This is a genomic window from Haliscomenobacter sp., assembly GCF_040403615.1.
Classification (GTDB): domain Bacteria; phylum Bacteroidota; class Bacteroidia; order Chitinophagales; family Saprospiraceae; genus Haliscomenobacter.
On record NZ_JBBAKG010000182.1, the window covers coordinates 4,915 to 6,970 of the forward strand.

Here is a 2,056-nt window from a genome sequence, read left to right on the forward strand (position 1 = left end):
CATCTGCTTCCTGCTTGGTCTTTAAATCCGCGGCAGCCTTCGCATCTGCAGCATTTTTTTCATTTTGTAAGAACGCTAACCAACCACGGGCGTCATCTGTTGAAAACTCTGCTGCATTAAAGGCGTCGGTCGCAGCGCCAAGTGCATCTTTAAACTCTGCACAGATGTCCTGCAAAATTATTGATTCCTCTGTGTTTGTCACATCGCTATTTACGATTGAACAGGCCGAGTCTTCAATAGCAACTAACTCATCCAAACTTTGTGAGTGCACAAGTAGTTTGCTATCTAGTGTGCCCAGTTGGGCCGTAAAAGCTGGTAAAGGTGAAAAGGATTCTGCGTCAAGGGCATCTTGGATAGCGGCATTTAATGCATCTAACAACTCAAGATGGGCATTAAGACCGTCATTTAGCTTATTACTTCTATCGGTATAGCTAACGAATTGAACTATTGTGACGTTAACTCCCTCGGCTACTGGCGAAATGTTGTACCAAGGAAAACTGGCTATGATTTCGGCAGCACTCTCTTTTGTTCTCCCAAGTGTCTGCGTTAACTTTATCGAGCCAGATTTAATTTCAAAGCCATGAAAAATTTGTTTGATATTATCGCCGTATCGATCGAATCCAAATCGGTGGCCATAGACTGAAGTGCCCCAGAAGCCGTCTATGCAGTTAAGCATTTGTTTTCGGGTTGTTACACCGGTTGCAATGCAGTAAAGCAATACATTTGTCGCATCTATAGATTCAGCTGCATACGCTCCAGATGGTTTCCCCACAAGAAGACGAAAACTGCTTTCTAAGTCTGCATTAATCCCAGACAGAGGAGCAGTCCCAGCAGATAGCCTGACTCCTTCTAAAACAGAACTAGTTGCGTAATCGAAAATTGACGAGTAATTAACTCCGTCCCCTCCGGCTAAAATACCCTTATACCCAGAATTCCTTAGTTGGGTGTAGAGAGTTGCTGCTTGCGGAGTGTAACCGGTGTAAATAACAACATTTGCGGCGGATGATTTAACAGTATTTACAGTCCCCGACCAGTCAATGATGCCTGCCGCACTAGTTCCTACCGAAACTGTCGCAACAATGTTTTGTGAGCTTGCAGAAGATCTAATACTTTGCGAAAGACTTACACCGTAAGCTGATTTATCATCAACGATTACTACTTTAGGTACTGAGACGCCTTGAGTAGCAATCTTGTACAGGGAAGGACCTTCAATTTTGTCCAGTGAGGGTATTCGATGGAATATAGGGAATCCGATTGCACCTTGTGCTGGATCAGTCATCGATACACGAGTTGCAGACGGGGAAATCATCGCAAGGTTTTGTGCCTTATAAAAAGGCATAGAGGCGATTGCTGCGCCCGAATAACTAGGCCCAACTATGCCAAGAATAGTTGGTATGGCAGCAAAGGTTGGGGCAATTTTTTGGGCAATTGCCGGGTCGCCCTGATCATCAATTAGTACGACTGAAACATTAAACACTCCACGAAACCGCTTATTAAATTGTTGAATAGCGTACTTAACGCCATCTAATTGGTCATTTCCAAGCGAAGCCTCAGGACCCGAGAGTGGACCTTGGAATGCGATGCGTATATTTCTTTCTACTCCCACCGCGGATTCCATCGGGGAAATTTGAAAAATCAAAATGAGGGATAGCCAAGAATAACCAGCACGCTTCTTGAAACTGAATCTAGGCATTTTCAAATTGTACAGGAGGGCAGTTTCTATGGTGAATACCCTCAAAACTGAGCCTGAATCAACCCCATCTAGCTGTCTGCTGATTTACGCAGAGGCTAGAAAAAGTCTTTAAGCAAACAGCGCATTGAGACTTTCAACCTCTTCGCTTGTTAAGTGAATAACCTGAACAATCTCTTCTAGCTGGGCAACGGTGCGGGCAGATGAGATAGGTGCGCTGACCGTTGGTTGGGAACGCAGCCAGGCTAATGCAATTGCAGATAACGGTGCATTGTTATGGGCAGCTGAGATCTCATCCATTGCAGCAAGAACTGCATAATTCTTATCATTTGCATGCTCTCTTGCACCTGCTGCTCGCTTTGAATC

2 protein-coding genes are annotated in these 2,056 nt (G+C 44.6%); both read right to left on the reverse strand.

Translation table 11 applies throughout. From position 1 onward, the window contains the following. Window positions 1–1,693, reverse strand: a 1,693-nt coding sequence (locus tag ABW391_RS28060; protein WP_353485222.1) for a branched-chain amino acid ABC transporter substrate-binding protein, incomplete at its 3' end; no start/stop codon positions are given. Between the two features lie 108 nt (window positions 1,694–1,801). Further along, window positions 1,802–2,056, reverse strand: a 255-nt coding sequence (locus ABW391_RS28065) for an aldo/keto reductase (RefSeq protein ID WP_353485223.1), incomplete at its 5' end; no start/stop codon positions are given.